Source organism: Pedobacter sp. WC2501 (assembly GCF_052682415.1).
In genome coordinates this window covers 2,195,570-2,208,011 of sequence record NZ_JBQZFI010000001.1, presented here as the reverse complement: position 1 = coordinate 2,208,011, position 12,442 = coordinate 2,195,570, and the positions used below count along the sequence as shown (strand labels likewise).

Annotated in this window: 6 protein-coding genes; 4 read left to right on the top strand and 2 right to left on the bottom strand. The window is 39.9% G+C overall.

Translation table 11 applies throughout. The annotated features are described in order from the left end of the window. Nucleotides 1-420: 420 nt before the first annotated feature. From ACUN24_RS09600 to ACUN24_RS09585, 4 genes are all read left to right on the top strand, one after another. The gene (locus ACUN24_RS09600; RefSeq protein WP_445562295.1) at nucleotides 421-3,483 is read left to right on the top strand and encodes a beta-L-arabinofuranosidase domain-containing protein; all 3,063 of its coding nucleotides are present in this window, start codon (nucleotides 421-423) and stop codon (nucleotides 3,481-3,483) included. 341 nt (nucleotides 3,484-3,824) lie between these two features. After that, complete coding sequence (locus tag ACUN24_RS09595) at nucleotides 3,825-5,651, top strand: DUF4859 domain-containing protein (RefSeq protein WP_445562294.1); 1,827 nt, start codon at nucleotides 3,825-3,827, stop codon at nucleotides 5,649-5,651. A gap of 947 nt (nucleotides 5,652-6,598) precedes the next feature. Next, nucleotides 6,599-7,198, top strand: coding sequence for a Crp/Fnr family transcriptional regulator (locus ACUN24_RS09590; RefSeq protein WP_445562293.1), 600 nt, complete (start codon nucleotides 6,599-6,601; stop codon nucleotides 7,196-7,198). A 245-nt stretch (nucleotides 7,199-7,443) separates the two neighbouring features. Beyond that, entirely contained in the window at nucleotides 7,444-7,743 is a 300-nt protein-coding gene (locus ACUN24_RS09585) for a hypothetical protein (protein WP_445562292.1), read from the top strand. A 217-nt stretch (nucleotides 7,744-7,960) separates the two neighbouring features. On the opposite strand, the gene galB is transcribed toward ACUN24_RS09585, so the two are convergent. Beyond that, nucleotides 7,961-10,423, bottom strand: coding sequence for a beta-galactosidase GalB (gene galB, locus ACUN24_RS09580; RefSeq protein WP_445562291.1), 2,463 nt, complete (start codon nucleotides 10,421-10,423; stop codon nucleotides 7,961-7,963). A 392-nt stretch (nucleotides 10,424-10,815) separates the two neighbouring features. Further along, complete coding sequence (locus ACUN24_RS09575) at nucleotides 10,816-12,441, bottom strand: RagB/SusD family nutrient uptake outer membrane protein (RefSeq protein WP_445562290.1); 1,626 nt, start codon at nucleotides 12,439-12,441, stop codon at nucleotides 10,816-10,818. Nucleotide 12,442 lies beyond the last annotated feature (1 nt).

The window sequence follows — 12,442 nt, the reverse complement described above, 5'->3', positions numbered from 1 at the left end:
GTATCTGGGAATAGCAGTCTGAATAATACGATACAAAAAAGATCAAAGTGAATCAATTCATATCGTATTGGTAATAATTTTGGATCCCTGGCATAAAATAAGGTTAAAATATGCACAATACCTGCAATTTATAGTGCTTTATACCTTACTCCTTTTGCTTAATTTTATCTTTAGGAAATAGCCTTTTAAACTCCATTAAGGTGATGGGCAAAAAACCTTATGAACTAAAATAGCATAGACAGATACATTTACGGGGAGCATCATCATATAGAATTGTCATCGCTAGCTTTATAAACCTGCCATAATACCACCTGAGGCATTTCGATTCATCGTCAAACTCAGTAAAGGTTTAGCGCAGGGTAACAACGCTCAGGGAAACTTATTTTATGATACAACCTCATTATTGACAATAGATTAAATATGAAAATTTACAAAGCGCTCCGCTCCATTCTATATCTTGCTGTTTTTATAGCGGCAAGTAACACAGCTCTGGCACAAAATGGTGATCAGATACTTGATGGCATCGGTGAAACTGGAATGAGTGCACGCTATATCTTTAATGGAGATTTAAAAGACTGGTCAAGAAATAACCTGCATGCCAAATTTCAGGGCTCCAACCCTGAGTTTGTTAATGATAATCGTTTTGGAAAGGTTTTATCGCTTTCCGGGAACGACAATTCCTTTGTTACAATCCCATCAGAGGTACTGGCGGATGTTGAATCGCTCAGCATATCCGGATGGATCTACCTACGGTCGGGCCTGGTTGGGCAATCGCTTTTTGATTTTGGAAAGGATGCCGGCAAACATTTTTTTGCAGCACCACTAGGCACAAAAACCCAGAAAGGCTTTCTGGCGCAGCTAAAAGCGAATGAGCGCAACAGCAAGGAAGCAGTTTCTGCAGCCATCGAAATGAACAAGTGGGTCTATCTTACGGTAGTCATTGATGCGCCTTCAAAATCAATGAACACTTATGTAAATGGCAAGCCTGTAGCCGAAGCAAAAGATATCACACAAGAACTAACGGCCGTGTTTGATCAGCAATCAAAAGACAAAAAACTGCTCTATATCGGAAAATCGATGTTGCCAGATGCGCCTTATCTTAATGCCTTGTTGCACGATTTCCGCATTTATCGTATTCCCCTTACCGGCAGACAGATTGCCGGGATTTACAACAATTCACAGAAAGGCACGCAGCAGACTGCAGTGAATGTCGGTAAAAGCGAGGACGATCTTCCACGCTTTAACAAAGACAAGGCACAGCTTTACAATACTTACCTCACGCAGGTTGCGGATATTGAAATAGAAACAGCAGTTGGGAATTTACCGCGATTACCAGTTTACCTTCCAGGGACTTACAAGAACGGATTGAAAGGCCCAAAAGTACGGGTATTGTGGCCTTCTGACATAGACAATACGACTGTTCTCAAACCAGGAAAATATACTGTAACCGGACGGGTTTCCGGAACAGATTTTAAACCAAAGGCATTTGTTACCATAAATGCGTCAAAAGAGCAGATCACCCCGGTTTCAAATCTGGAGGCTTTTCATCTGGACCAGGTTTCACTTAAAACCGATGCGCATGGACACGAAACTAAATTTATCGAAAACCGTGATAAATTTATTAGAACATTAGCTCAAACCGATCCAAATTCCTTTTTGTATATGTTTCGCCACGCTTTTGGTCAAAAACAACCTCAAGGTGCAGAACCCTTAGGTGTATGGGATAGTCAGGATACTAAATTAAGAGGGCATGCTACAGGCCATTACCTTTCTGCCATTGCACAGGCTTATGCCAGTACAGGTTATGATAAGGCACTCCACGCTAATTTCGCTAAAAAGATTGACGATATGGTCAATACACTTTACGAATTGTCGATGTTATCAGGAAAGCCACAAAACCCTGGCAGCCCCTATGTATCCGATCCTACAGCTGTTCCGCATGGACCCGGAAAATCGGATTTTGATTCAGACCTTAGCGATAAGGGCATCCGCACCGATTACTGGAACTGGGGAAAAGGGTTTATCAGCGCTTACCCTCCCGATCAATTTATCATGCTGGAAAAAGGCGCTAAATACGGCGGGCAGAATAACCAGATCTGGGCACCTTATTATACTTTGCATAAAATCCTGGCAGGCTTAATTGATGTTTACGAAGTAAGTGGCAATAAAAAAGCCCTCGAAATAGCGCAAAACATGAGTGACTGGGTATATGCCCGTTTAAGCCAGTTGCCACAAGAAACGCTCATCAAGATGTGGAACACCTACATTGCCGGTGAGTATGGCGGAATGAACGAGTCGATGGCCCGGATGTACAGCATTACTGGCGAACAGCGCTACCTTAAAACAGCACAATTATTTGATAATATTAAAGTATTCTTTGGCGATACCGCACATTCGAATGGCCTGGCGAAAAATGTCGACAATTTCCGTGGGTTGCATGCCAATCAACACATCCCACAGGTGGTGGGAAGTATAGAAATGTATCGTGTTGCCAACAATCCTGAGTATTACAAAGTGGCAGATAATTTTTGGCACAAAATGGTGAATGAATACATGTATAGTATCGGAGGCGTTGCAGGTGCACGTAATCCGGCTAATGCAGAGTGTTTTACTGCCCAGCCATCAACCTTGTACGAAAATGGTTTCTCTGAAGGGGGCCAGAATGAAACCTGTGCTACCTACAATATGCTTAAGTTAACGGGCGATCTGTTCCTCTTCGATCAAAAGGCAGAGTTAATGGATTATTATGAACGTGGCCTGTACAATCATATCCTGGCATCAGTTGCCGAAAAAAGTCCGGCAAATACTTATCACGTTCCGCTAAGACCAGGTTCTGTTAAACAATTTAGCAATCCGGACATGAAAGGCTTTACCTGCTGTAATGGTACAGCATTAGAGAGCAGTACCAAGCTACAAAATTCGATTTATTTTAAAAGCAAGGATAACCAGGCGCTTTACGTGAACCTGTATATCCCTTCTACACTAGACTGGAAAGCGCGCAATATAAGAATAGAACAAACAACAGATTTCCCAAAAGAAGACCACACCAAACTGACGATTAAAGGGAGTGGAAAATTTGACCTCAATGTGCGGGTACCGGGGTGGGCAACTAAAGGCTTTTTTGTAAAAATTAATGGAAAAGAACAAAAGCTTGTGGCTAGCCCGGGCAGTTACCTGAAAATTAGCCGTAATTGGAAAGATGGCGATATGATAGAATTAAAAATGCCATTCCAATTCCACCTTGATCCGGTTATGGACCAGCAGAACATAGCGAGCTTATTTTACGGCCCCATACTACTTGCTGCGCAAGAGCCGGAAGCAAGAAAAGAATGGCGTAAAATCACCTTAAATGCACAGGACATTAGCAAAACCATTAAAGGCGATCCACAACAGCTAAGATTCACGATTGACAATGTTGTTTTTAAACCATTTTATGAAACATACGGCCGTCATTCTGTTTACCTGGATGTGACCTTAAAATAAGCAATTAGGGAAATACTCAAATCGAAATAATAAAAGCAATCCATTACGCTATCATAGACAGAATCTATCAGTACGGCCGTCATACGATAGCTATTGGATACAAGAAGGCTTTTTCAGCCGACGAGCAAGAATCACGAGCATGATAGATTGCTTCGTCGTTCCTCCTCGCAATGACGGCCTTTTTAATAATAAATAGGTCAAAAAAAATCATAACAATGTCAATATCAGGTTATTAATTGGTAAAATACAAGAATACAACCTTGTATTATTACTTATGTTTGAGTAAACAACCTATAACTTATATGAAACTAAAAACAGACCTGTACAAGCCCCTTGGGCTTATGAAATTAGCATTTTTTTTACTACTGCTTTCACCTATGTTTATCTTTACTGGCTGCAAAAAAAATAAACCAGTTGAAGAAATTTCCACTACACCTTTGAAGGGGAAGGATACACTATCTATTTATATTCCAAATGAATATAAAGAAATGGATTTTAACAATAAAAATAGCGCATGGAGTTATGCAAGAAGTAGTCAATCAGAACATTTTATTGTTTTTTGGGACCTCAAATATGGTAGTGATAACCCAGGTTCCCAAAATGTACCCGCAAAATATAGGGTAGACCTAGTTGAATTACTTAAAAAGGCAGAAAGTTTTTATCAGATCAACATTAATACACTAAAGTTTGCAGAACTTGGAAAGTCAAAACTAGATAAATATAAGATGCTTATCTTTTTATATTATCAGGATGAGTGGCGCGCAACCGGGTCTGGTTACGATGATACCATCGGTGCTTTATGGATCAATCCGCAAGCCGTACAACCTGTGGGTTCAGTACTTGCACATGAAATTGGCCACTGTTTTCAATATCAGGTTTTTTGCGATCAGGGCGGCCAAACTGGATTTAGATATGGTTTTGGTGGTAAACCTAATAATGGGTTTTGGGAACAAACCGCACAATGGCAATCATTTCAAAGCTATCCTTCCGAAGCATTTACCTCCTACAATTTCGGGGTTTATATGGATAATGCTCATCGCCATATCAACCATGAAGGGCAGCGGTATGCCAGCTACTTTATCCACTATTACTGGGCATCTAAACATGGTATTGATATTATTGGAAGAATCTGGCGAGGCGCAATAAAACCAGAAGATCCGATTGAGGCTTATATGCGTTTAACCGGCATTAATGTTAAACAGCTAAATGATGAAATTTACGACGCTGCAACCAAATTTGCAACCTGGGATATCCCAAGTATAAAAACCTTAGGGGCCGACTATATCGGAAAGCAGCCTTACGAGTTTGATAAGTTGACAGACGGAAGTTTCCAGGTAAAATATGCGCGCTGCCCAGGCACTACCGGATATAATCTGGTGCCATTGAAAATACCAGCAGCAGGTACTGTTTTAAATGCCCAATTTACCGGTTTAGCAAATGCGTCAGGCTATAACCAGGTCGATGCATCCAGGGCGGGCTGGCGATATGGTTATGTTGCATTGCTTAACAACGGTACAAGAGTGTACAGCAATATGTTCGAAGGTACAAATGGGAATGCAACCTTTACCATGCCGGCTGATTGCAGTAAACTCTGGTTTGTAGTGTCTGGTGCCCCGAAAACCTATACACAACACGCATGGGATGATGATAATACTAACGATGACCAATGGCCTTACAAGGTTAAGTTTACAAATACGACACTTTTAAATGACCTTTCTGTGAATCCAGGAGCAACTCCAAAGGATGTTACCATCTCTATTCCAGTTAAAATACCGCTTGATTTAACTAACTACACCAGAACTACAGTAAATTTTGATCAGGATAAACTGGTTCAGGCTTTTACGCTTTTACCTGCTAAAATTACTGAAGGTTTAGCCAATAAAACAATAAAGTTCTACGCGGTAGAAAGCAATGGTAGCTTGAATGCCCAAACAACAGCAAATGGTTATGGGCATTGGTTCGATGCAAGTGGAAATGTAATTAATTGGGGTGCTGATGCAAAAGTTTTTTCAGAACTGGATGGTGCAAAATTAAGTTTTGATCTGGGTCAATTTCCACAGCATGTAGCTAAAGGCGATCAATTTACAATCAGCCAGGCGCTCGTTTATGAATATGAAACCAATAAAAAAGTTACCGCTACATTTAAGTTTTTAATTACCATTGAATAATATTTGTTTATAACAAAAGAACCGTAATTCCACATAAAAAGTCAAAGCAATTACAAATAGATCTAACAGGGTTTCCAGAAACGCTACAACCTGTTTTCATCAGGTTTGGTATACTGACTGTTCAGCCAGTTGGCATCTTAATTTATCGATACCACTCTGATTTTGTGAAATTGCTTTTAAATAATACAAGTCTGGTTATTTGACCAGGCTTGTATAACATCTCGCTCTACTCACTATCTCCGCAGCAATTAATTGTATCTAAGCCCCTATTGAAAAAAATTTTCGACGGCCATCCTTAGCCAGGAGACTTTGCCAGTTCCAACTACATTTCCTGTATGACCTTATTATTTACATTGTCTTAGCATATAATCAGCCTGGTCATTTCCGCTCTTTACCCACTTACCTGAAAAATACCATTATTAAAAATAGTAACAGGCTACTGTAAAACATTTCTTGAAGCTAAAAAACAATTTCAAAACCTGTATTTGATATTTTAATCAAGATTTACAAAACCTTACCCTACCTTTCACGTATAATATTAGTAGATTATATCATTTCGAAACAAAAAGCCTTGATATTTATCAAAAACACTTCAGCCAACGTAAATAACCCGTTACTTTCGCAGAAATTAGATTCAGTCTCTATAAGTAAGTGCTCGTATACAGCATCGACAAATTTTGTCGGAATTTCTTACAGATAAGAAACAAAAATAATTTACAAAATATGGTAACAATTCCTATAAAAGCAACGGGAAAAAATGGTACTTGTTTATGTTGATTTTTTTTATTTTTTTATTTTTTATAACGCATCATTTTTTCAGCGACACAATGTTATAGGTTTTTGGAGATATGCGTATCAAGAAAAGACATAGATTTTTTTGTAAAAAAAATGTTGTTAGCTGACAATAATAAGAACTACAGATAATTCTGTCGAATAAACAATAGTCAATGTCCATCATACAACCTCCAGATCTCACTCCCCTCTTCAATTACTTGCAACAATACTCTCCAATATCACAAGAATATATGGATGCTTACATCGGATCAGCGCATGAGTTAACCATCAAAAAAACTAAATTTGTACTATCACCTCTTCATGCCAATGAATGTATGTATTTTATCGTTAAAGGCTTATTAAGGAGCTTTATCAGGCATAGAGGAAAGGATATCACCACGCGGATCAGTCTCGAGGATGAGTTTGTTTGTGCAATAAACAATCCTGCTAAACAGGAAAAATATTCTGTAGAATATATTCAGGCTATGGAAAACTGTATCCTGATTGCCATTCCCTATGTGTTGCTAGACAGCCTTTACGATAGATTCCCTGAAAGCAACATCATAGGACGGAAATTAATGGCAATAGAATCCTTTAAAGCATCAGAAAGAGCTAATCTGGCCAGAATCCCAAAAGCTTCAGACCGTTACGAAATATTGATGAAAAATTATCCGAAGATTTTTAACCGGATGCCCCTTCATTATCTCGCCAGCTATTTAGGAATGCGTAACGAAACATTAAGCAGAGTTAGGGGCAGTTTATACACTTTATAAAACGATTTCCTAGTTATTGTTTTTCAAATGCCGTTTCAATGGCTTATAGGGCAAATTACGCGATCAATTTCCGTATTTTTTCACAAATTGTGGTCGCTATCGGAAGTGTATAAAGGATGAGCATACCTGGTGATAGCATTCACAAAATACTTGTTAAAGACCTGATTACTTGATAACTCTAATAAAATTCCGCCCTGAAAACTTTGCGAAATCGTTTTTTTTTCTATATTTTCAATAAAAAAAATATGGCAAAAAACTTTTTAATTGTAATGCTATTCGTTATCACATTGGGCTGTAAAAAAAATAGTGATGATGATATTACCACTTACCGTTGGAAGAGAGATCTTTACCGGGCGCGCGTCCAAAGCGAAGGTCCCGCAGTCTTCTATTCAAAAGATCCAAATGTTTCAATGAATCAAGATGCCATCTTTTTAAGTTCAAGCAATGTTAATTTAACTGAACACCGCAAAAATATACAACAAGATAGTATCTTTAATGCCAGTGGCAGAACTCAAATTTATAAATACGAGAAAGTTAAGGATTAATTTTTCTTCACTAATTATGTATTTAGCATAAAATTCCAGGCGAGCAATATCATTAAGTTAAGCAAGCGGTCGTTAGTCTGAGCGTAGTCGGACTCCAAAAAAAGACCGTCATCCGATGACGGTTCCTCGGGGAGATTTATTTCCATTAATTCTACTGTCATTCACTTTGATTTTCATAAAATAATGCATTCCCAACAAATATCTTCCAATCCTATTGTTATTGCGTCTGAATCGGCAGCATAGCGGTTTTTAAACCTTTAGACGAAACACTCAGATTTAATTTCCCTGCCTGTTCTGTTGATTGAACGGTAACAACCAGTTTGCCTTTAAAGGCCTTCATCTTTGGCAGGTGAAACAATTCCAGGCTGGTCGCATCACCATTGGCCACCACTTTATAGGTTCCATCTCCGGTAACCTTAAAAGACAGGCTATTCTCTGCACCAGGGCATAAGGTACCATTAGCATCTACCACGCTTGCTGTAATATAAGCAAGGTCCTTCCCGTCGGCCACCAAGGTTTTACGATCGGATTCCAACAGGATATGGTGAGGTTTGCCAGCTGTTTTAACCGTTTGTTCTGCAACAGGCTTACCATTCCCGTCATAGGCAACTACCTTTATTTCTCCTGGCTCATATTTTACATCGTTCCACATCAACCGGTACCTGCTGGTATTAGTGGTTTTATTTTTACTTTGCCTGCCCTGGCTTTTGTTGTTAATAAACAACTCCGCTGATGGATAACTGGTGTACACAAATACCGGCGTAACCTGCCCTTCACGGCCGGGGAAAGTCCAGTGGGGAACAATATGCAGGGTGGGTTTTTCGGTATTCCATTTGCTTCGGTAGAGGTAAAAACGATCTTTAGGAATGCCTGCCAAATCAATAATCCCGAAATAAGAACTGTGAGACGGCCATTTTTCATCGTAAGGTGTTGGTTCGCCCAAATAATCAAAACCCGTCCAAACAAATTCGCCGATTACATATTTGAGCGAATCCTGCATCACAAATTCATCATCCGGAATTTGCGACCAGTTACAATATTCAAGATCGTATGATGAACTTTGATTGTCATCATACATTTTCATCTTCTGAGGCACAACAGGGAACTTATACACACCTCTTGAACTCACAGTAGAAGACGTTTCTGAACCCAGAATCATACCTTGGGGCAAGCGGGTGTAGGCATTTCCGTACCAAAGTGGCTTATAATTAAACCCAGGAATATCCAATACCGAGGCAAAGTTATTCTCCAGGGCATCTTTGATCCTGTCCATACCAGCAGTTACCGGCCTGGTTGGATCTTCCCGGTGGCATATATCCTGCAAAAACTTTACGATCTTACCACCTTCTTTGGTAGATTGATCGGGCACTTCGTTTCCAATACTCCACATTACCACAGAAGGATTATTCCTGTTGGCATGGATCATGTTCACGATATCTTTTTCGGCCCACTCATCAAAAAGGTGGCTGTAGCCGTTTAAAACCTTTGGTGCCTTCCATTCATCAAAAGATTCGACCATGAGCATAAATCCCATTTCATCGCATAATTTTACCAGCTCGGGTGCAGGCATATTGTGTGAGGTCCTGATGGCATCACAACCCATATCTTTCAATAATGTAAGTTGCCTGCGCAGGGCAGCGACATTTATGGCGGCTCCAAGCGGCCCAAGATCATGGTGGTTGCAAACTCCCTTAAACTTACGGTAAACCCCATTTAACGAGAAGCCCTTTTGGGCTTCATATTTAATGGAACGGATTCCAAAAGTAGTGGTATACTCGTCTTTTAAGGTATTCCCGGCATATAATTTTGTTACGGCTGAATACAAATTTGGCGTTTCAGGAGACCACAGCTCTGGATTTCTGACCAATAAATCCTGTTCAAACTCGTTCAAATCGCCCTCATTCAAAGTCCTGGTTGCCGAAGCTACCTTTTCGCCTTTGGCGTTTACAATAGTTGTTTGCAGGCTCAAAGCAGTGTAGTTGCCACTAAGTGAACTTACCTGAGTTCTTACCTTTACCCGAGCAAAATCTTTGTTGATTACAGGCGTGGTAATATAAGTGCCCCAAACCGGGATACTTACCTCATCCGTAATAATGACATGCACGTTCCGGTACAAACCAGCGCCGGGATACCAGCGTGAGGCTTCAGGTAAATTTTCCAGGCTGATGGCGAGTGCATTCTTACCTACTTTCATTTTGTCGGTTACGTCAATGGAGAAAGCATTGTAGCCATAGGCCCAGTGGCCAACCGCTTCTCCATTCAGGAACACTTTGGGGTAGCTCATGGCACCATCAATTAATATAACGGCCTTTTTCCCTTTTGTAAAGGCAGGCGCAACAAAAGTATTCCGGTACCAGGCTTTACCAACAAAAGGCAAGCCGCCTGTTCTTCCTGTTTTTAATGATGCCGTTTTCTCGCCGTTCTGTACAATCTGTACATTTTGGCTATCGTTATTCCCATCAAAAGATCCTTTTATTGCCCAATCATGAGGTATACTTACCGTTTCCCATTTGGTATCATCAAAAGCAGGATTTTTGGATTCAGGAAAATCACCTTTGCTAAACTTCCAGTTTTTTTCCAGCAGGTATTCTGTCCTGCCCTGACCATGTACTGCTCCACAAAACAGCACAGTTAACAATAACGATAAACCCAGAAATGATGATCTTTTGATTGTACTCATCCTCAAATCTAAATGTTAAAACAGTGCTTACCAACATCAGGAAAGAACAATGTTAAAATAAGCAAATAAATGGTTTAATTTTAGTTGGTTCGATTACAAAAGCAGGTCTTAAACGAGCAATTGTTTTATTATACTTTATGCAAAATTCAATTTCAGAAATTAAAGGTACTGTCTGGTAATGAAAAATGCACGATCGTAAAAAAGCAATTTTAAATTTTATCCTGATTTTAATCACAGCTATTATACACAAAATCCTTTGCCCCTTTTACCCACAATAAAAAAAACGCCATTCCCAAAGGAATGACGCTATGAAACTAACCGTTTCTAATTTTTATTACTGATATGCGGCTTGTTTTGGATCTATAAACATAAAACAATCCCCAAACCTGCACTCAATAACCAGGGTTTTGAGTGAGGTTTTTATTCAAATCTCTTTCTGATTGAGGAATTGGCCAAAGCTCATTTTTACCCACAATAAAATTGCGCTTCCTATAAATGTAGTAGCCATTTGCATTTACCGGGTAATCCTTATAATTGGCAGGATCGTTTGTTAGCTTCATCCCTGTGAACTGTTGGTTATTTTCTGTACCAATAATTCCCCATCTCAAACAATCAAAGTACCTGATCCCCTCGAAAGCAAATTCTACTCTGCGTTCTCTCCTTATAATTGTTCTGAGGGCGGTAGGGTCAGTAGTGGTCACAGCTGGCATTGCCACGGCAGCCCTTCCTCTTACTTTGTTAATAGTCGCATCAAGCAAGGTCTGATCTATTGCATTTCCTGATTCTAACCTCGCTTCCAAATATCCTAGTAGAACTTCCGCATACCTGATCAGAGGAAAATTGTTACCGGTATTGTTGGTTGTTGCCACTGCTGGATCATCTTCAAGAAATTTATAGATAGCATATCCGCTCCAAACGCCAGGGTATTGGTTCAAGCGGTCAGGAAGCGTTGTCCCAGGCTTTGCGGAGTAAACTTTTCCACGAAAACTTGTACGATCAGAGATCATAATATTGAAATCCATCCTTGGGTCACGGTTGTTATACGGATTATTTTTATCAAACAAAGGTGAATCCGCTATAGTTTTACCATCCTTGCACTCATATGCTTCCACGAGTTCATTAAAGGGAGAATACTGGTGCCATCCCCCCCAGGTTTCAGGAGTAAGGTATTGCAACAATGCATGGTTGTAAGTATCTCTGATGTACTGCATCGACATGATAATTTCGCGACTGGTTTCCCCTGCATTTAAGAAAAGTTCACGATACCTTGGATCAATTGAATAATAGTTAAAATCGATAATGGTTTTGTAGGTAGTGGCCGCCTCTGTCCACTTTTTCTGAGCGAGCTGTAAACGGCCCAGAATTGCCAGTGCCGAAGCAGAGGTCATGTGACCTAGACGATCTTCACTTACAGAAACAGGAAGTGCAGCCGCTGCAGCCTTAAGCTCACTTTCGCAAAATGTCCAAACCTCTGCTTTAGGTGTGCGGGATACAGAATTTGCCTCATCTACCGTCAACAGTTTTTGTACAAGGGGAACATCGCCGAAATATAAAGCGAGATTGAAGTAATTGTATGCCCTGATTGTCTTTACCTCTCCAACCATTACTGCTTTTTGCGCAGGATCCATGGTGACAAGACCGATATTGGCCAAAAAGTTATTGCACCTTCCAATTTGTGAATAGGCCTGAGAATAATAGGAACCCACAAAGCCATAAGTAGAATTTAGCGTTCCATTGGTAAAATTATCTGGAATAGATTCTTTTTCCGAGCCATTTCCAGCCATAAAATCTAAATTTACCATTGATGTAGCAGCCCAGAAATTATATCCTGTAAACCCGGCCCCGCTATCATATACACCGTTTAATGCAAGTGTGGCATCATTAGCCTTTTTCCAGAAAGTAGCATCTGATATCGACGAAAGTGGCTGTGTATTGAGCAAATCTTTTTTACATCCTGCGATCACAGTCAGAAAAGTACATCCCACCAAAACTGTTAATTTATATATATAATTTTTCATT